Raw genomic sequence first — 21,592 nt, 5'->3', positions numbered from 1 at the left:
GGCTCAGGGGGCCTTGGAGGGGCGGTGATACAACTTGCGCAGCTCCTCCTTGGCCTCCTGGATGGCCCGCCTGCGGGATGCAGGGAGGTTCCGGCCCGCGCGGTTGCCGTAGAACGAAAGCATCGACATGGCCGACTGGAATGGCGACGCCTTGCGCCGGTGGCTCTGCTCGGCGGAGCGTTTCACCGAGCGGGCGATCTCCTTCGGTGAGCGCTTGAAGACCTGTTCCTCCAGCGTCATCGCATCGCTGTGCTCCGTCACCTCGCGGGACCAGTAGCGCCGCTTCGCCGCGGGTCGCTTCGCGGTGGACTGCTTCGCCGTGCCGCGAGAGGCGGTTGCCATGCGCCTGCGGGAAGGGGCAGGGCCATGTGGCTTCTTTGTCGTACCGGGCATCGTGTCTACCCCCGGGCCCGGCTGGTCGCCTTGCGGGTGGCCGCCGCCTTGCGAGCGGACGCCTTGCGGGCGGTGGTCGTGCGCTTGCGTGAGGCGCTCTTCGCCTGGGCGGACAGGGCCTGCTTGGACGCCGCCTGACGGCCCTCCCGCTTGAGCGCGCCCTGCGTGGCCTTGCTCCGTTTCTTCGACGGTGCCCGAGGCTTGCGCTCCTGCTGACCCACTTCCAGGTCCTGCTTCGCCGAACGCCGTGTGCGCACGGAGGCCTGCTCCTTCGTGGGTGGTTTCAGCGGTACGCCCTCGCGTCGCGCCTTCGACAGGCCAATCGCGATGGCTTGCTTCGAAGAGCGTGCGCCGTGCGCACCTTCGCGGATGTGCTCCAGTTCCTCATGCACGAACTCACCCGCCGCGGTGCTGGCGCTCTTGCCTTCGCGCAGGTCCTTCTTCGCTCGTTCAACGGTCGCCTTGTCGGGCATGGCTTCCTCCCATTCGGGTTACGGTCCTGGCCCAAAGGTGCGGACGCTCCGCGCCCAGGCAAGCCGTGTCCCGTATCCGGAGGGAGCCCCATGAGGTGGTGGTGCCTCGCGCTGTTGCTTGCTTCCTGTTCGGCGCACCGCTCCTCCGGTGGCGGCGCCCCGGACGATGCGAACGCGCGGGACCTGCGCGCCCGCATCCACGAGGCCCGGGGCGAAGCCGCCACCGAGTCCCGGCAGTGGAGCGTGGCGGCGGCGTCGTTCGCGCTCGCTCGGGCCTCGCGGGATTCGCTCGCCGCGCAATGGGGGCAGGGCCAGGCGGTGGACCGCGGCTCCACGCTGCGCTGGTCGAAGCGCATCCAGGGTTCGGTGCTCGCCCTGGCGTTCACGCCGGACGGCCGCGTGCTGGCGTCCGGGCATTACGACTCCGTCGTCCGGCTCTGGGACGTGGAGCGCGGCGAGTTGCTGGCGGAGTTCAAGGGCCACACGGCCGAGGTCCACGCCGTCGCCTTCTCGCCGGACGGCCGCTGGCTGGCTTCCGCGGGAAGGCCCGGCGAGCTCCGGGTCTGGGATTGGCGCCAGGGCCGGCCGCGCGCGGTGATTCCCGGCCACACCGACGTCGTGCTCGGGCTGGCGTTCTCGCCCGACGGCAGGCGGCTGGCCTCCGGTGGTCTGGACAAGGCTGTCCGCGTCTGGGACTTCGAGACAGGCGCCGAACAGCTGCGCTTCGAGCACGACGACAACGTCATCGCCGTCGCCTTCTCGCCGGATGGCAGGCGGCTGCTGTCCACGAGCGCGGACCGGAGCGCGCGGGTCTGGGACCTGGAGTCGCGCAAGGAGGTCCTCCGCCTCGTGGGTCACGGGGAGAAGGTGGAGGCGGGCGCGTTCTCCTCGGACGGACAGCGCATCATGACCGCGGCGGGCGACCGGGCCGTGCGCTTCTGGGACGCCCGCTCGGGGCGGCTCACCGACGTGTTTCGCAACTCCGGCGACGTCTCCGTCGCCGCAATCGACGGCGGATTCCAGCTCCTGGTCCAGGGCGGATGGGACGGACGCGTGCAGCTTCTCGACGGCCATGGGGGCGCGCTGCTGGAGCGGATGGATGCACATCACGCCGCCGTGATGAGCGTGGCCTTGTCACCGGACGGGCGCACGTTTGCTTCGGGCGGGATGGACGGTGTCCTCGGCGTGTGGCGCAGGCCGGAGGTCCCCGCGCAGGTGCTGCTTCGTGGACCCGGTGTCTGGGTGGAGGCGCTCGCGTTCTCCCAGGACCGCGAGTTGATGACAGGCGGTGAGGATGGCTGGCGGCGGTGGCGCATCGCGGAGGGAAGGGAACTCCATCCGGAAGTGGGAGGAGCGGAGTCCGCGGTGTCCCTGGCGGTGAGCCCGGACCGCGAGCGCATCGCGGTGGGAACGCTGAAGGGGAGGGTGCTCGTGCTGGACGCGCGTTCGGGGCGGATGCTGCTGGAGTTGCCAGCGGCGAACGGCTCCGTGCGCGCGGTGGCCTTCAGCCCGGATGGGGCGCTCCTCGCGGTGGCGGGCGATCCAGACATCCAACTCTGGTCCGTGTCCGACAGCAGGCCCGTGGGACTGCTCCAGGGACACACCGGCAAGGTGTGGGCGCTGGCCTTCGACAGCACGGGGCGAAGGCTCGCGTCAGGCAGTGCGGACAAGACGGTGCGGACCTGGGATGTGGAGCGGCGTCAGCCCCTCTTGCGGCTCGACATGGGCGAGCCCGTGCGCGCCGTGGTCTTCACTCCGTCCGAACCCCACCTGGTGACGGCGGGAATGCGTCAGCCCCTCCGCGTCTGGGACGTGACGGAGGGCCGGCTGTTGAAGACGATGGACGCGAAGACCGTGGGCGTGCTCGCCCTGGCCGTGTCACCGGATGGCCGCTTCCTGGCTTCGTCGGGCGTGGAGGCAGGGGTGAAGGTCTGGGGGCTGCACTCCGGCGAACAGCTGGGGACGTTCACGGGTCAGCAGGGCTTCGTGGCGGCCCTGGCCTTCTCACCGGACGGCGCGCTCCTCGTCTCCGCGGCCTCCGACCGGACGCTCCAACTGAACCGGTTCGACTCCATCGTCCATCCATCCCCGGCGGGAGCAGGCCTCGACGAACTCCTGCGCCGCTACGGGCTCGTCTGGGACGAGGCGCGGTTCCGCCTCACACCAGCCGCAGGAAGCGATTGAGGTCGCGGAACAACCAGAGGGGATTGCCGTACCACACGGCCATCTCCAGCACCCCCGCCCAGACGACGAGCCCCAGCCGCACCGCCGTGGGCCAGCGAGGCACGCGCAGCACGCCCACGCACAAAGGCACCAGCAGCAGCGCGGACGCATGCCACCAGTGGCGCGTGTCGATGACCGCGAGCAACACGCCCAGCCCCACCGACGCGGTCACCAGCCCGTCCGCCCCGCGCCAGGAGAGCGCCAGCACCACCGCGCTCAAGCCCATCACCAGGGCCACCGTGCCGGGCTCGCCCAGGATGGAAGGCGTCGCCGCATCCGTTTGCGCGGCCAGCGGCGCCATCCACAGGAACGTGCGCACGCAGAGGACCCCCGCCGCCGTCACCCCGAGCAGCGTGCCCCACGGCCACTGACGCACCGGCCGCCCATGCACCACGCGCCACAGCGCCACCACACCCACGGCGACGAGGACGAGCGCCCGGTAGTGCAACAGCGCCGCGAGCGCCAGCCAGCGCAACGCGACCACCGGCCGGTCCTTCGCGAGCGCCGCCAACGCCAGCACCCCGCACACGAGCCACGCGCCGTCGTACTGGCCATAGAGCGCCAGCCGCATCAGCACCAGCCAGCAGAGGAGCCCCACCGCCCAGCGTCCACCCGCCGGAAGCCCATCCAGCAGCCGCAGCGCCGCGTAGAGCGCCACATGCGCGAAGGCCAGCAGGTACAGCAGGCACACCTGCCCGAAGGCCTGGGGTGACATGGGCACCCACTCGCCCACGAGCGCCAGGGGCAGGAAGAGCACCAGCGCGCCGGGCGGATAGACGTACGGCACCTCCAGCCACTGGTCGATGGCTTGGCGGTAGGGGACGCCCTCGCGAAGCTCACCCAGCGGCGCGGTGTAGAGCGCCTGGAGCCCGCGATGCAGTCCCACCCAGACCACGTACGGATGGCGCACGTGGTCCGTGTAGCCCTCCTTCAGCGTCCCCCGCGACGTCACCCCGGACAGGGGAACGGCGGAGAGCACGAGGAGCGACAGCAGCGTGAGCAGTCCCCACCGCGCGGCGGGATGCCGGACGAGGATGCCGGGGCCTTCCATGACGTCAGGTGCTGGAGGCCGCCACGCGCGCGCGCAGGTCCTGCTTGAGGCCCAGCGAGAAGAGCACCAGGGTGAGCAGGTACACGGGCTCGATGAAGAACAGCTGCGGACCGCCCAGGGACAGGCCGTGGGTCTTCTTCTCGAAGACGACGTGCGCGCCCACCACCATCGCGAAGCGGAACACCATCACGCCCACCGCGATGCCCGCGGCCGTTCCCGTGGGAAGCCCCGCCACCGCTTCCGCGGCGAGCAGCGTGGGCACCAGCGGCAGGGCCATCAGCAGGCCGGCGGTCCACTCCAGCGTCATGGCGTACACGGTGACCGCGGCCACCAGCAGGTGCGCGGCGGTGACGGGCGCGCCGGGGATGCGCACCCAGCACAACGGCACCAGCAGGGCGAACGTGAAGAGATAGGCTCCCACGAAGTGCACGGCGCGGCTGACGCCGTTCTCGTGCAGGGGCATCCAGACGCGCATTTTGTCGGCGAAGCTCATGGATCCCCACCGTAGGCCATCCTCGCCCTGGTTGCCTCACCCGTGGAGGGGCGCGGTCGCCGCGCACCCCGGGGCGGAGAATAATGTTTCACCGGGACGTACCTGTGGAGCAGCCGCGTTTCCGCTGCTGCCCACACCCCGAAGGTACCTCCCCGATGAAACAACTCCTGTCGCAAGACATCGTGCGCCGCGCGTTCCGTCACGCCGGCTTCAAGGTCGCCGCCGTCGCCACGGTGGGCGTGGCGCTCACCAGCGCCATCAGCTTCGCGTCCGTGTCCGCGCGTACGCCGACCCATGACTTCACGCAGGCGGACGTGGACGCCATCGTCGCGCAGATCCGTCAGGTGCCGACGGACACGTTCTACATCCGGCTGCCCACGTTCTCGCCCCGGGGCGGGGTCAACGGGTCGCGCCTCTACGGCACGCTGCCCCTCGCCTATGTGCGGCGCATGGCGAGCGTCCAGCACGTCGCCCTCGATGAGCAGTCGAACATCATGGGCCTGGTGATGGATCCGAACACCGAGGCCGGGATGGCCTCGGGCGAGAAGTCGAGGCGCGTGGCCCTGGCCATCGACGCCGTCCTCGCGGACGTCACCCCCGCCTCCTACCAGTTCCTCAGGTAGCCATGAGAACCGTCCCATCGCGGCCCGAGGGGGATGAACGCCAGGCGGCCCTCTGGGCGTGCGTCGCCGTAGTGCATCTGGCCGCGGTGGGCGCCTTCCTCTGGACGCGCCTGGCCCATGCGGACTCGGACGGCGCGTTCGACCGAGGCGTCCGGACCTACCAGAGCCTGTCCGGCGTCATCAGCGACTACCGCTTCTTCGCTCCCGCGGTGGCCAGCGACTCGCGGACCGGCTTCTTCGTCGAACAGCGCGACGGAAGCTCGCTGTTCGAACCCCTGACCTCCGACGAGGTGGAGGTGGCGCGCCGCTACCGCTGCATCGTCGCCTCCGGTCTGCGCGCCAACCGCAAGACGCAGGACGTGCTGGCGCAGTCCTGGGCGGCGGTGATGCTGGGCATCCATCCGGAGGCCTCCCAGGTCACCGTCGTCACCCAGTCCTACCAGCTTCCTTCCATGGAGGCCTGGGCCGCCGGGAAGCGGCCGGAATGGGCCATCCACTACACCGGGACCTTCGGCCGCCTTGACGCTCCGAAGTCCGAGGTCTCGCCATGAACCGTCTCCAGACCCACGTGCGGCGCTTCTGGTTGGAGCCCGCTTCCTCCGACGGACTGGCCTTCCTGCGCATCGCCGTCGCGGCCATCTCCCTCACGCAGCTCGCCATCCTCTGGCCGCACCTGCCGGAGCTGTACGGCAACTTCGGCCTCGTCCAGTGGGTCATCACCGATGTGGGCGCGGGCGACTGGGCGCCCAGCCTGGGGTGGCTGGGGCGGCTCCTGGCGCCACTGGGCATCAGCACGATGGCCACGATGTACGCCGTGTTCGTCCTCTACGCGGTGGGGCTAGTGGGCCTGCTCGCGGGCTACCGCACGCGCGCCTTCGCGGTGCTCGCCTGGTTCACGCATGGCCTGACGTCCGCGAACGCATACCTGTCGCTCTACGGCGTGGACACCATCCTCCACGTGCTCTTCTTCTACCTGGTGTTCATGCCGTCCGCGGGGCGCTGGTCCCTGGATGCGCGAGCCGGCCGCGTCTCCACCGGCCCGTCGTCCGCGGCCCGCGTGGCGCTGCGCACGCTCCAGGTCCACCTGTGCTTCATCTACCTGGACACCGGCCTGGCCAAGGCGCAGGGCGTCCAGTGGTGGAACGGCGAAGCCATCTGGCGCGCGCTGATGCAGCCACAGTTCCAGATGTTCGACTTCTCCTGGCTCGCGGCGTACCCGCTGCTGGCGAAGCTTGCCTGCTGGGGCACGCTGCTCATCGAGGTGGGCTACGCCGGGATGATCTGGGTCCCCCGGCTGCGGCGGCACTGGCTGGTGGCCACGCTGCTGTTGCACGCGGGCATCGCCGTGTGCCTGCGGCTGTGGCTCTTCTCCCTGACGATGATGGCCTTCAACCTGGCCGCCTTCGCCCTGGCGTGGCGGACTTCGGAGGCCCCCGTGGAGAACGATGCGGCGGATCAAGCGGAGGCGTTCAGCGCCGCGTTGCTTCCCTCACACGCGGCCTTCGCCAACCGCGAGCCCACCTCGATGTAGCCGGGGTGGTGCACGTAGTCCGGAAGCGTGTCCTCCGACGTGCGCTCGTGGCGCATGTTGAGCGGGTAGAGCCCTTTCGAAACCAGCGCCAGCCGCTGAGTCCGCCAGGACAGCCCCGCCTCTTCCATGACGCGCGCGAAGTCCGACATCCGCTGGACCCGGTCCGCCTGCTCCAGAATGCCCGGGCGCATCGCCTTCGTGTAGCCGGACCGGGGCTTGTAGTCCTTGCGCAGCTGATGCAGTTGCGCCTTGCGCCGCTCGGCGAGCAGTTCCTGGAAGCGCGGCTCGGTGGCCGTGAGCTGCTCCAGGACTTCGCGCCCCATCTTCTCGTAGAAGACAGCGGTTGAATCATCGTGCCGGACCTTGCCCTCCAGGAACCGCACGTAGCCGCGGGTCGCCTCCAGCAGCTCGCGCTCCGCCGCGTCCACGGTCGGAACGGCCACCCGCCGGGGGATGTCCACCGGCACGAAGAACTCCCTCGTGCCCATGGGGCCGCTCTCGTAGCGGTACGCGTACCCGGTCTCCCGGTCCCCGAAGACGAGGACGAAGTCCGGCAACCGGGGCAGGGGAGGAGGGGGCGTGGTGAGGATCCAATCCTCGGGGTCGCTGTCCGTGAGCACCCGCAGCGCGACGAGCCCCCGCGCCTTCATCCCGTCCAACCAGGCGTAGAAGGACGGCTCGAAGCCCCCGTCCGGCAGCGCGAAGCCCTCGAAGGTGTCGGGCCCCCGCACGAGGGCCGCGCCTCCAGGATCGTCAATCACCTGCGCCCGCAGGTCGCGTCCCCGCAACCGCGCGTTGCCGACGATGGCGAGCTGCGAAACGTAGTCGTAACGCGGCAGGGTCATGGTGTCGCGGAGGTCAGCTCCGGGAAGCCTTGAGCACCTTCGCGGCGAGGCCCGCGTCCGTCACGCGGTCGTACTTGAAGGGCTGCCCGGGCACCGCCTGGTAGCGGTAGACCGTGAAGGGCCCCTTGTCCTCGCTGGCGTGCTCCGGCACGAGCACCGCGAAGCTCTCATTGCCCACGCCCACCATGTCGATGCAGCGCAGGCGCTCCAGCTTCCCGGCCGGGTCGCGCAGGTTGTAGACGTCGTCGACGCCGAAGCCGGCGACGCCCTCGACCTCGGGCTCCTTGGGAAGGTGCTTGCGCAGCACGCCCAGCACCTGCTCCAGGTACTGACGGGCCGCCACGGGGGTCGCGGGCAGCTCCTGGCGCTTCGCCTCGTCACGGGCCAGCGACACCAGCGTCGAAGAGGGCAGGCGCGTGTCGGCGAGGACGGCCTCCAGGCCTTCGATGCCCGTGTACAGGGGAATGCTGTTGAAGCCCAGCGCGTGCCGGACCTGGTCCTCCACGTCGGCCAGGGTCGAGTTGGGCGCGCAGTAGGTGCTCAAGAAGGTGCGCGCCTTCTCCAGCGGAGGCGCGTTCTTGAGGGCTTCCATGCGCGCCTTGAGCTCTTCGAAGCGCGCGCTTGTCTTGGGGTCGGCGGTCATCGGAAGGGGGCCTCAGGGACCAGGGAAGGCGGTCAATACCATCACCTGCGGCGGGGTGCCGTCGATGAGGCGCAGCCGGACGTTGTAGCTGCCCGCGTTCGCGGGGACGGCGGTGCGGGTGCCCGCCGATTCCACGGCCGTGAAGCCGTTGCCCACCGTCGTGCCGGGAGTCACGGGGATGTTGAGGTGGTCGCTGTGGCCGTACAGGGCCAGGTCCGTCTTGATGGTGTCCCAGTTGTCCGCCACGTACTTGTTGATGGTGGAGTCCATGGTCGCGTCGCTGGACCACTGGAACGAGTTGTTCTCCACCGAGCCCCATCCGGCGCCGTCGGTGACGCGGCTCTCGATGGTGCGGGCCCCCGGGGGCGCGTCCGCGATGTTCGTGGGCACCGACGCGCCGTGCCGGTCGATGGTGTGCGCGTTGTGGGCCGAGCCGTGCGCCGCGTCGTTGGCGGCCACGTTGAGCGTGGGGCCGTTCGGGAAGGCCTCGGCCAGCTGCTGCTCGCGGATGACGCCCCGGCGCAAAATCTCCGTCTGGGCCCGCTCCGCGCGCAGCTTGGCCAGTTGCTGCGTTTCGATGGGGACCTTGTTCCCCGCCGAATCCACCTGCGTGAAGACGGCCGGGTTCGCGTCCCGGTTGAGCTCGGCCTGGGTCCGGGTCTTCGGGTCGTAGGTGCGCTCCGAGTAGACGCGGCGCCCCTCGGCCTGGCGGGCCTTGAACTGCTGGGCCGTCTCCGTCGCGGGATTGCGCGGGCCGTTGATGGCCGTGTTCTCCGCGGCCGTCATGGGCACCTGCGGGGGCGGCGTCACCTGCCCCACGGTGTTCACGGACGTGCCCACGCCCGCCCAGTCCGGCGTCGTGGCGCCCGGCGTGCCGTGCATGGCCACGGAGCCCGTGCCCGGCGCCAGCGAGTCCAGCCGCTTGGCGTGGAACTCGATCTGGAACTCCACGTTGGCGATGTCGCGCTGGAGCGCCGCGCGCTCGGCGACGGTGGCCGCGGTGGGCTTGCCGCTCATGCCCGCGATGCTGTCGTCGATGCGCTTCTGCGCCGCCTCCAGGCCGCCCAGGATGTTCTTGAGCTTCTGCACCTCCATCTTGGACTCGAAGCCCTGCGTGCCGTAGCCCGGCGTGCGGGTGAGGGCCTGCTGGACGCGGTCCTTGAGCTGGCGGATCTGCCCGGTGGGCCCCTCGTACTTCTGGAGCAGGCGGGCCGTCTCCTGGTGCGCGGCGATGTCCGCGGGCGTGGCGTGCGGCCCCGCTTCAATCCGCACCTGGCCGTTGTCGTAGCGCACCTTGGTGGTGTTGCCCGGCAGGTCCGGGTTGTGAATCACCGGGATTTCACGCGGCTTGAGCATGTCCGCGCCCTTGGCCAGGCCGCCGCTCACCACGCCGCCGGTCACCGCGCCCACGGTGCCGTCCGTCACCGCGCGGGTCGTCACGCGGCCCAGGCCCGTGAGCGCGCCGTCCTTCCACGTCTCGGACTGGGTGGCCGCGTCCATGGCACCACCGGCCGCGCCGCCGTAGGCACCTTCCTTGATGCCCTGCTTGATGGCGGTGCGCACGGTGCCCTCCGCGGTCTCCCGCACGGTCGTGCGGACCGCGGCCTCCGTGGCCTGGGTGGCCGCCACGCGCGTGCCGCCCGTGGCGAGGGAAGCGCCCTTGCCAATGGGAATCACCGCCGTGCCGCCCTCCACGGCGCCAATGAGCGCCTGGCGGCTCAGGTCCTGCGCCCCGGCGGCGTTGCCCTGGATGGCGGCGTACGTCGCGGCGCGCGTGGTGGCGCCCACCGCCGCGTACCCGGCGATGGCCAGGGGCGTGGCCGCGCCGCCCGTCGCGACGACGGCCACGGTGGTCGCGGCGACGACGGCCACGGTGGCCGTGGTCTCCGCCAGCGAGTCCTTGGCGGACTGGAGCGCCTTCACGTCCTCCGTGGCGTAGCCCGTCAGCGTGTTCGCGCGCTGGGTGTCACCCGTCGCGATGGCCTGGTCGGCGCGGTCCAGGTTGCGGTTGAGGATGTCGTTGTCCGACTCGCCCTTGGTGAGGTGCTGGATGCCGTCCAGAAGGTCCACGCCGAAGCCGGACTCGTTGGTCTGGACCTCGCGCAGCCGCCGCGCGCGCTCCTGCGCGGCGTTGGGGTCGTTGGGGTCGATGGCGCCCAGGTCGTAGTCCTGCTTGAGCAGCTCCAGCTCGTCGCGGCCGTCCAGCTCGCTGTCCAGCTCCGCGCGCAGGTCCTTGCCGTACTTCTGCTGGTAGGCGGCGGCGATGGTGTCCAGCTGTGCCTTGGACTTGCCGCCCAGCTCGGAGCGGATGGCGTCCTCGTCCGTGCCCATGCCGTCCATGGCCAGGAACAGCCGCTCCGCGGAGGCCTCTGCCTGCCCCTTCGCGTCGTCCGCGGCGGGCGGGTTGAGCATGCGCAGCGTGACGTCCCGGTCGCCGCCGTCCCACTTCTGGATCTGGGAGTCCAGCGACTGGCCCGTCTGCTTCTGGTACTCGGCCTTGATGGCGTTGATCTGATCCGGCGTCTTCCCCTGGAGGATGTCGCGCACGCCGCTCTCGTCCGCGCCGAAGAAGCCGCCCAGGGCCTCGCGCAGCCGGGCCGCGTCCGCCTGGGCCGGGTTGTCCTGCATCAGGCCGACGGCGCGGTCGTACTCCTCGGTGGACAGCTCGTCCTTGAGCTTCGCCTTCAGGCCCTCGTCCTGGGAGAGGATGGCGCGCTGCTCCGGCGTGGCCCGCTCCAGGCGCTCGAAGATGCGGCCCTCGTCGGTGCCCCAGCCGGCCATGTCCTCTTCCAGGCCGGCCTTGAGCGCCTGGGTCTCCAGCGCGGTGGCCTCCGCTGGCGTGGCGGCCTGGCCCGCGTTGAGCATGCTCCGGGCACGCTCCAGCTGCGCGCCGTCCATCTCCCGGCCCATGCGGGCCAGCAGGACGTCCTCGGGCTTCTGACCCGCCGGGGTGCCGCCGTTCATGTCCGCGTACTGCTGCGCGATGGCGTGGCGCTCCGCGGGGGAGCGCTTCTCCAGGATCTTCAGCATGTCCTCGTTGGAGCCGAAGAGGCCGTCCATCTCGGACTGGAGGTTGACCGCGTCGCTCTTCGCGCCGTTGCCCTGGAGCAGGCCTTCCGCGCGCTGCAGGTCGGAGCCACCCAGCTCGTCCCGGATCTTCTCATCCAGGTTCTTGCCGTAGTGGTCCTGGTAGCTCTGGCGGATCATCGCGACCTGCTCGGGCGTCTTGCCCTCGAGCGTCTGGAAGATCTTGTCCTCGTCGGTGCCCCACCCGGTGAGTCCGCCGTCCATGGCCTCGCGCAGGGCGCTGGCGTCCTTGTCCGCCTGGGCCTGCGTGTACGCAGGGGCGGCCGGAGCGGGAGCGGGAGCCGGGGCCTGCGGGGCGGGCGCGGGCGGGCCGGCGACGGTGCTGCGCGTCGTCGCGACGTTCGCGGGCGTGGTGGGCGTCCCCAGCGAGGGGCCGGACCGGGCCTGGGTGCCGTCGAAGCTGGAGCGGTCGCGAGGCGCGGGCTTGGGCGCGGGAGGAGGGGGTGGCGGAGGAGGAGGCTTGGGGGCCGGCGGCTGCTGCGGGAGCGTGCGCGGGAGGCCGTTGTTACGAGGTCCGTCGATCGCCATCGTCTGTCTCCGAAGACTTCACTGCCCTCGGTGGGTCCAATGCTGGCGCCCTGGAACCGCGGCGTCCCCCGCCACCGGGTGCAATCCTTTTCACTATTATCGCATCAACCCGCCACGGGTTGCCTGATGACCCAGGCGGACCGGAATTTCAGGTATGCATTGGCCTACACTGTGCGGGTGGCGCGCAGGCGGGGCGGGGTGAAGGACAGCTCACGGACCTGAAGCCGGGACGTGGTGAAGCCGTCGAAGCGCTTGGGGGCGTCCGGCGTGCCGGCGCGGACGGCGACGTGGGACTCCACGTCCATCTCCAGGCGGACGGGCCACAGCCGGTCCAGGGAGAGCAGGCAGCCGCCGTGGCCCTTCGCCTCGGTGTGCATGGAGGCTTCGCCCTTTTCTCCCGGAGGCGGGCGGAGCGAGGCGGGGACGGGCTGGGGCGTGCGCGGCGTCTCCATCTGGAGGCGCAGCCCCACGGATTGGCCGTCCAGGCTGCGCAGCTCCACGCGCGTGTTCGCGCCGGTGAGGGCGCCGCTTCCCGCGGCCTGCTCTTCCCAGCGGGCCCCGACGCCCACCGGTTCGGCGGGCAGGAAGGTGCCCAGGTCCTTGAGCATCCCCGCCATCTGCTGCATCTGGCCGCGCACGGGCGCGGGCAGGTCCGCGGGCAGCTTCCACTCGAAGCCGCTGGAGCGGCCGTTGGGGGCCACCTGGCCTTCGCCCTTCAGGCCGGGCAGGGGAGACAGCTGCGCGCGGGCCGCCTCCATGGTGCGCACGGGCGTGCGCGCGGCGACGAGCAGGTCCACCTCCTCCAGCGTGAAGCGGTAGCGCGCGCTGCCATCCGGGAGCACGCGCAAGACCTCCACGGCCATCACCATCTGCACCCCCGGCATCACGGGCCCGGGCTTGCTGCGGCCCGCGTCGCGAAGCGTGGTGGTGGTCTCCGACCGCATGCCGATGCGCTGCACCCCGCCGAACAGGGGGCGCAGCAGGAGGGGCTTCTGGGGGGCCTGACCGCGTTGCAGGACGTGCATGGACCGCGACTCTAGCCCCGCCGCGCCGCTTGTGAATCCGGGCGCGGTCCGGCGCCTCGGCGGTGGACGATGGGCGCGGGTGGAGACCGCCGGTGTCTGCGATTGCGCCCGGACCACTGTACCCGTCGCGAACCCCCGGGACTGTGTTGTCTTTGGATAGGAGAGATTCCAGGTAAGGTCAGACAGTTCTGTCTCAGCACGTGAGGGTGTTTTTCCCAGGTCGCGAGAACGTACGCCCGAGGGGCAAAACACGTCGCGGAGACAGGATTGATTGTTTATAGACGTGTCGCCCAGGCCCGTCTGGAGGCAGCACTGAAGCGCTCGCACCACAAGATTCTTCCAACTCACTCAGTGTATTGGTTCCTGGCGGGCCTGGCTTTGCTCTACGTGGAGGCGGCGGCGCTCCTGGATCCCCTGGGCGTGCCCCTGCTTCCGCACCAGATGGTGCAGGACGTGCTCCGGAGCGGGTTTGGCTTCTACCTGCTCCTCCTGGGCATCCCCTGCTGCATCTGGGTCCTGGGCTGGCGGGCCCGCGACCTCTTCGTATGGCTGATGGCGCCGCACACCCTGACGGTGGACGACGAGGGCCTGCGCGCCGACGGCACGCGGATCCGCTGGCGGGACGTGCGGGAGATCATCGAGCAGCATGCGGACGACTGCGTCACCCTTCGCCACACGGGTGGAACGCTGCGGCTGCGGCTGTTCCTGTGGAGCGACCCGGATGTCCTGCACGATGCGGTGCTGGAGCAGGTCGTGTCGCGCCTCCTGGAGCGCGTGATCCACCAGGTCTCCGCGGGGAAGCCGGTCCGCTTCGGACCGCTCGTCCTGGGCGACCTGGGGCTCATCCACCGGGGAAAGCTCTGGCGCTGGGACGACATCGAGAGCATCCGCCTCCAGGACGAGGTGGACCAGGGCTACGCGTCCCGCGACCTGGTCATCGTCGCCCAGGGCAAGGCCCGGAAGTTCGACGAAGCGAAGGTCATCAACGCGCCAGTCCTGCTGGCCTATCTGTCAGGCCGGCTGGCCGGCTGACGCACTCACAGGCATCCCGACATGGAAATCTACCGCTCCCCCCAGTCCAAGAAGCAGGCGGAAAAGCCGCGCGCCATCTACTACTCGCGGGGCAAGCTCATCGCGGGCGTGGTCATCTGGATCGTTGCCACGGGCCTCTTCGGCGTGCTCACCGTGCGGGCGCTCCCGGTGAGCAACATCTGGATCGCCGTCGCGTTGATCACCCTGGCCTCGGCCTGGATGCTCTTCAACTGCGTCCGGGGGCTGGGGAAGCTGGACAGCCCCGTGCTGCTCATCGGCCGGGACGGCATCCGCTTCCCGGATGGCGTGCTCATCGCCTGGGGGGACATGGAGGAGAACGTCTACCTCGACCAGTCCTACATGGGCCTGCCCGTCATGAAGATGGTGCAGATCAAGACCACGCTGGCGAAGCCCCGCGTGAAGAAGCTGCGGGTCTCCGCGCTCGCCATGGACAGCGACGAGTACATGGCGCTCTGCGACAGCTACAGCCAGGGCGGCGGGGCTCCCGCCGCGCGCTGACGGAAACCCGTACGCGCTTCAGCGCAGTGGGGGACGCAGCACGAGCACGGGCCGGCGGCTCAGGGAGAGCACCTTTCGCGCCACCGACCCGAGCACGGCTTCCCTCACGCCTCCGTGGCCGCGCGAGCCCAGGCAGAGGAGCTCCGCGTCCATCCGCTCCGCGGCCTGCACGAGCGCGAGCGCCACGTCCTCGCCGTGGAGGACCTCCAGCCGCGTGGTGACCTCCCGGACCTCCAGTCCCCTCGGCACGCGCTCCAGCAGGCGCTGCTTCAGGTCGCGGTGGAGCTCCGCGCCGGCGCGCTCGGGAATCACCGTCACCAGGTGCACCTCCGCGCCCGCGGGCGCCAGCGCGAAGGCGAAGGGGATGGCCTCGTCCGCGAGCGGCGACAGGTCCGTGGCCACCAGCAGCCGCCGCACCTGGGGCAGCGGCGCCTCGCCCCGGGAGGCAGTGGGGCTCACCGGCGCCACGCCCGCCGACATGGGCGCGAGCCGCAGGGCGTGGTGCGCCACCGAGGCCAGGTTGCCCAGGGCGTTATGCGGGTGCGTGCCCACCACGAGCAGGTCCACTTCCTGCTCGCGGGCCAGGTCCACCAGGTGGTCCGCGGCGCGGCCCACGGCCATGCGCAGGTGCACGCGCGGCGCGACGCCCAGGCCCGTGTCCGCCAGCGCCGCCACCTCACGGTGGAGCACGGCCTCGATGCGGGGCGCCACCTCATCCAGGTTCATGGGGGTGGGCAGTCCCAGGCGCCGGCACTGCTCGAAGGCGTAATAGACATGCCCCGCCAGCAGCTCGATGGGGCCATCCGCGCCCAGCTCCGCCAGCCAGCGCCGGGCGGCCTCGCTGCCCCGTGAGCGATCCACCCCGAACATCACGCGCAGGGGCCGCGCACCCGTGAGCCAGGCCTCGAAGGGGGCGGCGTCACGGACCCGCAGGAGCGGCACGGCGCAGTTGCTCGCGATGCGCTCCAGGCTGACGCCCGAACCCAGGGCGGCGGGCTCTTCGCGGGGCGTCCCCACCACCAGCAGCCGCGCCTCGTGCGCGTCGCAGAAGACGGCCAGGGCCCGCGAGGAGCCGCTCTCCAGCAGGGAGGACTCCACCCGCGCGCCCAGCGGCTCCAGCCGCCGGAGCTCCTCACGCAGCAGCGCCCGCAGGCCTTCGCGCACGGGCTCGGCGGCGACCCGGAGTTGATCCGGGTGGACCTGGTGGACGAGCCAGAGCGGCAGACCCCGGCGTGCGGCGATTCGCGCGGCCACCTCCGCGGCCTGACGGGAACCCTCGGAGAGGTCGGTTGCGCAGATGATGGCCATGGCTGGACTCCAGGCGGGGGGAAGGCGCCGCACCGGGGCTTTCCGGTGGGCGGGTTCGCGCTGGGAGCGCGCCCCGCTGTTGCTTCCAGGCCTCTTCAGGATGCGTGCCGTCGCGCCCCTCCGGCGTCCCCGGCCCGGCCCGCGCAAGGGTTGCGGAGCCTGGAGGCGCACGGGCGCAAAAGCTGCGCGCCTCCGGGGGACCCGGCCCGCGTCCACCCTCGCGGCATGGGCTTCGCAAACCGTCGCGGGCATCCCCTGGCGCAGGAGCGACCCGAGATGAGCCTCCCTGGTTGGCTGGACCCCGAGCGTGGCCACCGCGTGGAGCGGCGTGGCGAGCGTGGCGGGCGGGTGGTGTCGCGATGAGCGCGGCGAATGGCGCGGCGGCGGTGGCGGTGGCTCCGGCGCCGCGCTTGGGCCTGGAGCAGCGGGAGGCCGAGGCGCGCCTGGGCCAGCACGGACCCAACACCCTGACGCGCGAGCAGCCCCGCTCCGCGTGGCTCTTCCTGGGCCGCCAGTTCCGCTCCGGCATGGTGTGGCTGCTGCTGGGCGCGTGCGGCGTGGCGGCGCTCCTGGGCGAGGGCGCGGACGCGGTGGCCATCGCCACCATCGTGGTGCTCAACGCGCTGGTGGGCTTCCTCCAGGAGTACCGCGCGGACCGCGCCGTGCTGGCCCTGCGCGCGCTCACCGCTCCCAGCGCGCGGGTGCTGCGCGACGGCGTGAGCGCCGTGATTCCGGCGTCCCAGGTGGTGCCGGGGGACGCGCTGGTGCTGGAGGCGGGGGACGTGGTGGCGGCGGACGCGCGGCTGCTCTCGGCGCATGCGCTGCTCACGCTGGAGGCGGCGCTCACCGGGGAGAGCACGCCGGTGGACAAGCAGGTGGGCGCGCTGCCGGACTCCACCCCGCTGGCGGAGCGCAAGGACCGCGTCTTCATGGGGACCTCCGTGGCGGCGGGCACGGCGGTGGTGGAGGTGACGGCCACCGGCATGGCTACGGAGCTGGGCCGCATCGCGCACCTGGTCCACACGGCTCAGGAGCCCCAGACGCCGCTGCAACAGCGCCTGGAGGGCGTCACCCGCATGCTGCTGGTGCTGTGCGTGGCCGTGGGCGCGCTGGTGGCGGGCCTGGGGCTGGCGCGGGGGCAGGCGGGGGTGGAGCTGTTGCTGTCGGCGGTGGCGCTCGCGGTCGCGGCGGTGCCAGAGGGCCTGCCCACGGTGGTGACGCTCGCGCTCGCCGTGGGCGTGCAGCGCATGGTGAAGGGGCACGTGCTCGTGCGGCGGATGCAGGCGGTGGAGGCGCTCGGCTCGGCCACCGTCATCTGCACGGACAAGACGGGCACGCTCACCCAGGGAATCATGGAGGTGCGCGAGCTGTGGCCTCCGGAGGCGGCGCCACGCGTGCTGGAGGTGGCCGCGGGCTGCTGCGACGCGGAGCTGGGGCAGGGGCAGGGGACTGGCGCGGGGGACCCCACGGAGCTGGCGCTGCTCGCGGCGGCGCGGGTCCGGGGCATCGAGCGCGCGGACCTGGAGCGCGACCGGCCGCGCGTGGCGGAGCAGCCCTTTGATTCGGAGCGGCGGCGCATGAGCGTCCTGCGCTCGGACGGCGTGCTCTACCTGAAGGGCGCGCTGGAGGCGTTGCTGCCCCTGTGCCGGGAAGTGCCGCCGGGGGTGAAGGAGGCCCAGGCCTCGCTGGCGGGGCGGGCCCTGCGCGTGCTGGCGGTGGCGGAGGGACGGGGGCCGGAGGAGCAGGGGCTCACGCTGCTGGGGCTGGTGGGGCTCGCGGATCCGCCCCGCCCGGAGGCGGTGGAGGCCGTGCGCGCGGCGCGCGACGCCGGGGTGCGCACGGTGATGATCACCGGCGACCACCCGGCCACCGCCCTGGCCATCGCGAAGGAGCTGGGCCTGTTGCGCGAGGGTGAATCGCCCGAGGGCATCGTGCACGCGCGGGCGACCGCGGAGCAGAAGCTCCACATCGTGCGCGGGTGGAAGGCGCGCGGGGAGGTCGTCGCCATGACGGGAGATGGCGTGAACGACGCGCCCGCGCTGCGCGAGGCGCACATCGGCATCGCCATGGGCCGCACCGGCGCGGAGGTCACCCGCGAGGCGTCCGACCTCATCCTCACGGACGACAACTTCGCGAGCATCGTGGCCGCCGTGCGCGAGGGGCGCGGCATCTACGAGAACATCCGCAAGACGCTCGTCTACCTGCTGGCGGGCAACGCCGGCGAATTGGTGCTGATGCTGTGCGCGTCGCTCTTGGGGCTGCCCCTGCCGCTCCTGCCCCTGCACCTGCTCTGGGTGAACCTGGTGACGGACGGGCTGCCGGCGCTCGCGCTGGTGATGGACCCCGTCTCGCCGGACGTCATGCGCCACCCGCCCCGCCGTCCGGAGGCGCCCATGCTGGGACGCCCCGAGTGGGGCGCGGTGCTGGCCACCGGCCTGCTGGATGCCGCCGTCACGCTGGGCACCTTCCTCTGGAGCCTCCAGCGCCTGCCGGTGGAGGAGGCGCGCACGCTGACCTTCACCGTGCTGGTGTGCTGCCAGGTGCTGCGGGCCTTCGCCGCGCGCAGCGTGGACCTGCTCCACTGGGAGGTGGGCGCCTTCGACAACCGGCCGCTGCTCGCGGTGGCGGCCCTCACCCTGGCGCTGCAGGCCGCCCTGCCGGAGGTGCCCGCGCTCGCCGCGTTCTTCTCGCTGGTGCCGCTGGACGTCGCGCACCTCGCGCTCGCCCTGGGGCTGGGGTTCATCCCGGTGAGCGTGCTGGAGCTGCGCAAGCTGCTCTTGCGCGGGATGGCGCGGGCCCGTGCGCGCGCCCCCCGTGGCGGTTGACGCGGGCGGCCTTCCGGACTTTCAGCGGGGGCGCACCTGCTCGGCCCGGACCTCCGTCGCCTCCAGGGGCTCGCCCTGCTCGAAGCGGCGGATGCTTTCGAGCGTGGTGCGGGCGATGGCACCCAGCGCTTCACGGGTGAGGAAGGCCTGGTGCGCGGTGATGAGCACGTTGGGGAAGGTGAGCAGCCGCGCGAGCACGTCGTCCTGGAGCACCTGTCCGGAGAGGTCCTGGAAGAAGACGCCTTCCTCCTCTTCGTACACGTCCAGCCCGGCGGCCCCCAGGTGGCCCGACTTGAGCGCCGCCAGCAGGGCATGGCTGTCGATGAGCGCCCCCCGGCCGGTGTTGATGAGCATCGCTCCGGGCTTCATCCGCGCGAGCGCCGCCGCGTCGATGAGGTGGCGCGTGCCGGGCGTGAGGGGCAGGTGCAGCGAGAGGATGTCCGCCCGGGCCAGGGCCTCCGGGAGCGCCACGGGCTCCAGGTGCAGTCGCCGCGCGTCCTCTTCCTTCAGCTGGGGATCCACCGCGAGCAGCCGGCAGCCGAAGCCGTGGAAGATGCGGGCGGTGGCGCGGCCGATGCGCCCCAGCCCCACCAGGGCCACCGTCTTGCCGTGCAGGTCGAACCCCACCAGCCCGTCCAGCGAGAAGTTCCACTCGCGCACCCGCGCGTAGGCGCGGTGCACCTTGCGGTTGAGCGCGAGCACGAGCGCCGCGGTGTGCTCGGCCACGGACTGCGGTGAGTACTCGGGCACCCGGACGACGGTCATCCCCAGCCGGGCGGCCTCCGACAGGTCCACGTGGTTGAAGCCCGCCGAGCGCAGCGCCACCAGCCGCGTGCCCCCTTGCGCCAGCGCCTGGAGGCAGGGGCCGTCCAGCCGGTCATTCACGAAGGAGCACACCCCGGGGAAGCCCGCCGCCAGTCCCACCGTCTGGGGCGTCAGGCGGGGCTCGAACCAGGTGAACTCATGGCCGAACGCGGCGTTGGCCTCCTCGAAGGCGGTGCGGTCGAAGCGGTGGGTGTCGAAGAAGGCGATGCGCATGGGCGTGTTCCTTCCGGCGCGCGAAGGCGGCCGCGGGCTCTTCGCCGGACTCTGCATCCGCCATGCGCGGCGGGGACACCGGCCCCGGGGGCCGGGTGGGCGCAAGCGTTGCGCGGTGCACGGGGGCTTTCGTGCAACTCCTGCGGGGCGCGCCACGCAAGGCCCGGGACAAGACTGGCATGCATCCTGTAGAGCAACGGGGGTGGGCCGCGCAGCGTGGGGGGCCCGGGACGCGATACGGGAAATGGAGGACGCTCGATGAATGCCACGCGTGACGAGGCAGGCCAGAGGTTGCGCCAGCGGTGGCGGGCCCTGCTGGAGATGAGGCGCAAGCACCGGGAGTTGCTGCGTGAAGTCACCGGCGCCGGGGCCCCCGAGTGGGTGGACCGCGCGATGGCCCTGGAGGAGACGCGGCTGCTCGACGCGCTCGACGCTCGCGAGGCGCGGGCCCTGGAGGCGCTGGAGCGCGCGTTGGAGCACCTTCCGGCGGACGGCCTGCCCCGGTGCGAGGGCTGCGGCGCCGTCATCGAGCCCGAGCGGCTCCATGTCCTGCCCGAGGCCCGGTGCTGCCCCTGGTGCGTGGCGAGCAGACGATGAGTCCGTCTCCCAAGGCCCCGGTCGCCATCGGGTGGTTCGCGCTGGGGTACTTCGCCTGCTACCTGCCCTACAGCGCGCTGACGAAGGCGCTGAGCCTGGGCGCACTGCCGGGGATGACCGCGGGGCTGCCGGGCTTCGTGCTGCTGCCCTCCACGGCGCTGGCCACGCTCGTGGGGATGTTCACGTACCTGGCGTGGAGCGGCTCCTTCCAGCACGCGGGGCGGCGGCGCTTCGGGCCGGTGAGCCTGCCCTGGCCGGGGCGCTGGACCTTCCTGTCCGGCCTGTGCACCACGGGCATCATCGCCACCACCACGCTGGCGTACACCTTCGACGGCACCTCCATCGTCTTCATGATGCTGCTGATGCGCGGCGGCGTGCTGGTGCTCGCGCCGCTGGTGGACGCGGTGAGCGGCCGGAGCGTCGCGTGGCCTTCGCGTGTCGCGTTGGGGGTGAGCCTGGCGGCGCTGCTCGTCGCGACGGGGCCGGGCGCGGAGCCGCGCCTCTCCCTGGTGGCGGGACTGGACTGGGCGGTGTACGTCGTCGGCTACTTCGTGCGGCTGCGCTTCATGAGCCGGCTGGCGAAGAACCACGTCCCCGGCGCGCGCGAGCGCTACTTCGTGGAGGAGCAGATGGTGGCCGCGCCCGCGCTCGTCGTCCTGCTCGCGCTGTGGGCCCTGGCGGGCGTGGGGGGCGCGGCGGAGCAGCTGCGCGAGGGCTTCACCGGGATGTTCACACGGCCCACGCTGGCCGTGGAGCTGGCCGTGGGGCTCCTGTCCCAGGGCAGCGGCATCTTCGGTGGACTGGTGCTGCTGGATGCGCGGGAGAACACCTTCACCGTGCCCATCAACCGCGCTTCCAGTGTGTTCGCGGGCGTGGGCGCGACGGCCGTGCTCGCGGCGTGGCTGGGGCTCCCCGGCGTGAGCGTCCGGGAGCTGGCGGGCGCCGCGCTGGTGACGGTGGCCGTCGCGGTGCTCGCGGTGCCGGGCGTGCTCGCGGCGCGGCGCAAGCGCTCCGCCGCCCTGTCACTTCCCCCGGCCTCCTGAAGCCCGCACGGACGAGGACTTCATGCACGCGGACCCCATCACGACCCTGGCGCTGCGGATGCTCCTGTCCCGCCGGAACGCGCTGCGTGCGTCGTGCGCGGCGTTGGCTGCCCGGACGCCCGTGCGGGGAGCGCGACTCCCGCCGCACGAGCTGGCGGAGGTGGAGGCGGCGCTCGAGCGCATCGAGCAGGGCCGCTTCGGAGGTTGCGAGCGGTGTGGGGGCGCCATCGGCCGGCAGCGGCTGCTCGCCGTCCCGGAGGCGCGCTGCTGCCAGGCGTGCGCGGATGCGCGGGCCCGGGACGCGAACGCATGAAG

20 protein-coding genes are annotated in these 21,592 nt (G+C 71.9%); 10 read left to right on the top strand and 10 right to left on the bottom strand.

Annotated features, from left to right (window positions below):
• Positions 1 to 3: 3 nt before the first annotated feature.
• Positions 4 to 342 (bottom strand): DUF3175 domain-containing protein, encoded by a 339-nt coding sequence (locus GTZ93_RS29650; RefSeq protein ID WP_219629071.1) that lies wholly within the window; start codon positions 340 to 342, stop codon positions 4 to 6.
• A 56-nt stretch (positions 343 to 398) separates the two neighbouring features.
• Positions 399 to 866: a transcription elongation factor gene (locus GTZ93_RS29645; protein ID WP_139918177.1), complete on the bottom strand. Its 468-nt coding sequence runs from the start codon at positions 864 to 866 to the stop codon at positions 399 to 401.
• Between the two features lie 90 nt (positions 867 to 956).
• On the opposite strand from GTZ93_RS29645, the gene GTZ93_RS29640 reads away from it, so the two are divergent.
• On the top strand, positions 957 to 3,050 hold the full coding sequence (locus GTZ93_RS29640) for a WD40 repeat domain-containing protein (RefSeq protein WP_139918179.1): 2,094 nt from the start codon (positions 957 to 959) through the stop codon (positions 3,048 to 3,050).
• On the opposite strand, the gene GTZ93_RS29635 is transcribed toward GTZ93_RS29640, so the two are convergent.
• Together GTZ93_RS29635 and GTZ93_RS29630 are read right to left on the bottom strand one after the other, a co-directional pair.
• Positions 3,025 to 4,140, bottom strand: coding sequence for a hypothetical protein (locus GTZ93_RS29635; RefSeq protein WP_139918181.1), 1,116 nt, complete (start codon positions 4,138 to 4,140; stop codon positions 3,025 to 3,027). The two genes, GTZ93_RS29640 and GTZ93_RS29635, sit on opposite strands and share 26 nt — an antisense overlap.
• Positions 4,141 to 4,144: 4 nt before the next feature.
• Complete coding sequence (locus GTZ93_RS29630) at positions 4,145 to 4,633, bottom strand: Mpo1 family 2-hydroxy fatty acid dioxygenase (RefSeq protein WP_139918183.1); 489 nt, start codon at positions 4,631 to 4,633, stop codon at positions 4,145 to 4,147.
• Between the two features lie 155 nt (positions 4,634 to 4,788).
• On the opposite strand from GTZ93_RS29630, the gene GTZ93_RS29625 reads away from it, so the two are divergent.
• Genes GTZ93_RS29625 through GTZ93_RS29615 form a run of 3 tightly spaced genes read left to right on the top strand, consistent with a single transcriptional unit; the run spans position 4,789 to position 6,787 of the window.
• Complete coding sequence (locus GTZ93_RS29625; protein ID WP_120578310.1) at positions 4,789 to 5,256, top strand: hypothetical protein; 468 nt, start codon at positions 4,789 to 4,791, stop codon at positions 5,254 to 5,256.
• 2 nt (positions 5,257 to 5,258) lie between these two features.
• A complete protein-coding gene (locus tag GTZ93_RS29620; protein WP_139918185.1) occupies positions 5,259 to 5,807 on the top strand; it encodes a hypothetical protein in 549 nt (182 codons plus the stop codon).
• The gene (locus GTZ93_RS29615; RefSeq protein WP_139918187.1) at positions 5,804 to 6,787 is read left to right on the top strand and encodes an HTTM domain-containing protein; all 984 of its coding nucleotides are present in this window, start codon (positions 5,804 to 5,806) and stop codon (positions 6,785 to 6,787) included. The genes GTZ93_RS29620 and GTZ93_RS29615 overlap by 4 nt, the downstream gene beginning before the upstream one ends.
• On the opposite strand, the gene GTZ93_RS29610 is transcribed toward GTZ93_RS29615, so the two are convergent.
• The 4 genes from GTZ93_RS29610 to GTZ93_RS29595 form a co-directional block, all read right to left on the bottom strand.
• Positions 6,712 to 7,632, bottom strand: a complete 921-nt coding sequence (locus GTZ93_RS29610; protein WP_139918188.1) for a hypothetical protein — start codon at positions 7,630 to 7,632, stop codon at positions 6,712 to 6,714. The genes GTZ93_RS29615 and GTZ93_RS29610 overlap by 76 nt on opposite strands.
• A 13-nt stretch (positions 7,633 to 7,645) precedes the next feature.
• Positions 7,646 to 8,275, bottom strand: coding sequence for a hypothetical protein (locus GTZ93_RS29605; RefSeq protein WP_139918190.1), 630 nt, complete (start codon positions 8,273 to 8,275; stop codon positions 7,646 to 7,648).
• A gap of 12 nt (positions 8,276 to 8,287) precedes the next feature.
• On the bottom strand, positions 8,288 to 11,890 hold the full coding sequence (locus tag GTZ93_RS29600) for an annexin (RefSeq protein ID WP_161663148.1): 3,603 nt from the start codon (positions 11,888 to 11,890) through the stop codon (positions 8,288 to 8,290).
• A gap of 164 nt (positions 11,891 to 12,054) precedes the next feature.
• Positions 12,055 to 12,915, bottom strand: a complete 861-nt coding sequence (locus GTZ93_RS29595; protein WP_139923603.1) for a hypothetical protein — start codon at positions 12,913 to 12,915, stop codon at positions 12,055 to 12,057.
• 351 nt (positions 12,916 to 13,266) lie between these two features.
• On the opposite strand from GTZ93_RS29595, the gene GTZ93_RS29590 reads away from it, so the two are divergent.
• On the top strand, positions 13,267 to 13,947 hold the full coding sequence (locus GTZ93_RS29590) for a hypothetical protein (protein ID WP_257979537.1): 681 nt from the start codon (positions 13,267 to 13,269) through the stop codon (positions 13,945 to 13,947).
• A 21-nt stretch (positions 13,948 to 13,968) separates the two neighbouring features.
• Positions 13,969 to 14,466 (top strand): hypothetical protein, encoded by a 498-nt coding sequence (locus GTZ93_RS29585; protein ID WP_120581444.1) that lies wholly within the window; start codon positions 13,969 to 13,971, stop codon positions 14,464 to 14,466.
• 18 nt (positions 14,467 to 14,484) lie between these two features.
• Here GTZ93_RS29585 and GTZ93_RS29580 read toward each other — a convergent pair whose 3' ends face one another.
• A complete protein-coding gene (locus GTZ93_RS29580) occupies positions 14,485 to 15,774 on the bottom strand; it encodes a universal stress protein (protein ID WP_126936429.1) in 1,290 nt (429 codons plus the stop codon).
• Between the two features lie 359 nt (positions 15,775 to 16,133).
• Between GTZ93_RS29580 and GTZ93_RS29575 the strand changes: the two genes are divergently transcribed.
• Positions 16,134 to 18,599 carry a cation-translocating P-type ATPase gene (locus GTZ93_RS29575; RefSeq protein WP_161663147.1) on the top strand — a complete coding sequence of 822 codons (2,466 nt, stop codon included), beginning with the start codon at positions 16,134 to 16,136 and terminating at the stop codon, positions 18,597 to 18,599.
• Between the two features lie 21 nt (positions 18,600 to 18,620).
• Here GTZ93_RS29575 and GTZ93_RS29570 read toward each other — a convergent pair whose 3' ends face one another.
• Complete coding sequence (locus GTZ93_RS29570; RefSeq protein ID WP_139919484.1) at positions 18,621 to 19,637, bottom strand: 2-hydroxyacid dehydrogenase; 1,017 nt, start codon at positions 19,635 to 19,637, stop codon at positions 18,621 to 18,623.
• Between the two features lie 258 nt (positions 19,638 to 19,895).
• On the opposite strand from GTZ93_RS29570, the gene GTZ93_RS29565 reads away from it, so the two are divergent.
• The 3 genes from GTZ93_RS29565 to GTZ93_RS29555 are packed head-to-tail and all read left to right on the top strand — an operon-like array spanning position 19,896 to position 21,590.
• The gene (locus GTZ93_RS29565; RefSeq protein WP_120578836.1) at positions 19,896 to 20,234 is read left to right on the top strand and encodes a TraR/DksA family transcriptional regulator; all 339 of its coding nucleotides are present in this window, start codon (positions 19,896 to 19,898) and stop codon (positions 20,232 to 20,234) included.
• Entirely contained in the window at positions 20,231 to 21,277 is a 1,047-nt protein-coding gene (locus GTZ93_RS29560; RefSeq protein ID WP_139919485.1) for a hypothetical protein, read from the top strand. The genes GTZ93_RS29565 and GTZ93_RS29560 overlap by 4 nt, the downstream gene beginning before the upstream one ends.
• Before the next feature lie 22 nt (positions 21,278 to 21,299).
• Positions 21,300 to 21,590: a TraR/DksA family transcriptional regulator gene (locus GTZ93_RS29555; protein WP_126935693.1), complete on the top strand. Its 291-nt coding sequence runs from the start codon at positions 21,300 to 21,302 to the stop codon at positions 21,588 to 21,590.
• The last annotated feature ends 2 nt before the right edge of the window (positions 21,591 to 21,592 follow it).

The sequence above is a fragment of the Corallococcus exiguus genome, assembly GCF_009909105.1.
GTDB lineage: Bacteria > Myxococcota > Myxococcia > Myxococcales > Myxococcaceae > Corallococcus > Corallococcus exiguus.
This window is presented reverse-complemented; position numbering and strand designations above follow the sequence as displayed.

Excerpts from the sequence above, each read along its gene's own strand:
- GTZ93_RS29650 (WP_219629071.1), bottom strand. The coding sequence starts at position 342 with ATGGCAACCGCCTCTCGCGGCACGGCGAAGCAGTCCACCGCGAAGCGA.
- GTZ93_RS29645 (WP_139918177.1), bottom strand. The coding sequence starts at position 866 with ATGCCCGACAAGGCGACCGTTGAACGAGCGAAGAAGGACCTGCGCGAA.
- GTZ93_RS29640 (WP_139918179.1), top strand. The coding sequence starts at position 957 with ATGAGGTGGTGGTGCCTCGCGCTGTTGCTTGCTTCCTGTTCGGCGCAC.
- GTZ93_RS29635 (WP_139918181.1), bottom strand. The coding sequence starts at position 4,140 with ATGGAAGGCCCCGGCATCCTCGTCCGGCATCCCGCCGCGCGGTGGGGA.
- GTZ93_RS29630 (WP_139918183.1), bottom strand. The coding sequence starts at position 4,633 with ATGAGCTTCGCCGACAAAATGCGCGTCTGGATGCCCCTGCACGAGAAC.
- GTZ93_RS29625 (WP_120578310.1), top strand. The coding sequence starts at position 4,789 with ATGAAACAACTCCTGTCGCAAGACATCGTGCGCCGCGCGTTCCGTCAC.
- GTZ93_RS29620 (WP_139918185.1), top strand. The coding sequence starts at position 5,259 with ATGAGAACCGTCCCATCGCGGCCCGAGGGGGATGAACGCCAGGCGGCC.
- GTZ93_RS29615 (WP_139918187.1), top strand. The coding sequence starts at position 5,804 with ATGAACCGTCTCCAGACCCACGTGCGGCGCTTCTGGTTGGAGCCCGCT.
- GTZ93_RS29610 (WP_139918188.1), bottom strand. The coding sequence starts at position 7,632 with ATGACCCTGCCGCGTTACGACTACGTTTCGCAGCTCGCCATCGTCGGC.
- GTZ93_RS29605 (WP_139918190.1), bottom strand. The coding sequence starts at position 8,275 with ATGACCGCCGACCCCAAGACAAGCGCGCGCTTCGAAGAGCTCAAGGCG.
- GTZ93_RS29600 (WP_161663148.1), bottom strand. The coding sequence starts at position 11,890 with ATGGCGATCGACGGACCTCGTAACAACGGCCTCCCGCGCACGCTCCCG.
- GTZ93_RS29595 (WP_139923603.1), bottom strand. The coding sequence starts at position 12,915 with ATGCACGTCCTGCAACGCGGTCAGGCCCCCCAGAAGCCCCTCCTGCTG.
- GTZ93_RS29585 (WP_120581444.1), top strand. The coding sequence starts at position 13,969 with ATGGAAATCTACCGCTCCCCCCAGTCCAAGAAGCAGGCGGAAAAGCCG.
- GTZ93_RS29580 (WP_126936429.1), bottom strand. The coding sequence starts at position 15,774 with ATGGCCATCATCTGCGCAACCGACCTCTCCGAGGGTTCCCGTCAGGCC.
- GTZ93_RS29575 (WP_161663147.1), top strand. The coding sequence starts at position 16,134 with ATGAGCGCGGCGAATGGCGCGGCGGCGGTGGCGGTGGCTCCGGCGCCG.
- GTZ93_RS29570 (WP_139919484.1), bottom strand. The coding sequence starts at position 19,637 with ATGCGCATCGCCTTCTTCGACACCCACCGCTTCGACCGCACCGCCTTC.
- GTZ93_RS29565 (WP_120578836.1), top strand. The coding sequence starts at position 19,896 with ATGAATGCCACGCGTGACGAGGCAGGCCAGAGGTTGCGCCAGCGGTGG.
- GTZ93_RS29560 (WP_139919485.1), top strand. The coding sequence starts at position 20,231 with ATGAGTCCGTCTCCCAAGGCCCCGGTCGCCATCGGGTGGTTCGCGCTG.
- GTZ93_RS29555 (WP_126935693.1), top strand. The coding sequence starts at position 21,300 with ATGCACGCGGACCCCATCACGACCCTGGCGCTGCGGATGCTCCTGTCC.